Here is a 255-nt window from a genome sequence, read left to right on the forward strand (position 1 = left end):
CGAACGGCATTGGCATCCAGGCTAGGACAGTTGTGATAGCTGCGGGCGCGAGGTACCGCCGGCCGGATATCGCAAACCTCGACGCGTTCGAAGGAAATGGCGTCTCCTACTGGGCCTCGCCTGTCGAGGCGCGCCTTTGCGAAGGTGAAGAGGTTGCGTTGGTCGGCGGGGGGAACTCTGCCGGGCAGGCGGTGGTATACTTGGCCCCCAAGGTGAAACGCCTTCACCTGGTGATCCGCCGTCGCGATCTCGAAG

At 63.5% G+C, this 255-nt stretch carries 1 protein-coding gene; it reads left to right on the forward strand.

Annotation, left to right across the window (positions count from 1 at the left end; genetic code table 11):
* The coding region (locus JHD80_RS28505) for an NAD(P)/FAD-dependent oxidoreductase (RefSeq protein ID WP_210340017.1) at positions 1–255 on the forward strand (255 nt) is incomplete at both ends.

Source organism: Allobosea sp. ASV33 (assembly GCF_016428755.1).
Classification (GTDB): Bacteria; Pseudomonadota; Alphaproteobacteria; order Rhizobiales; family Beijerinckiaceae; genus Allobosea.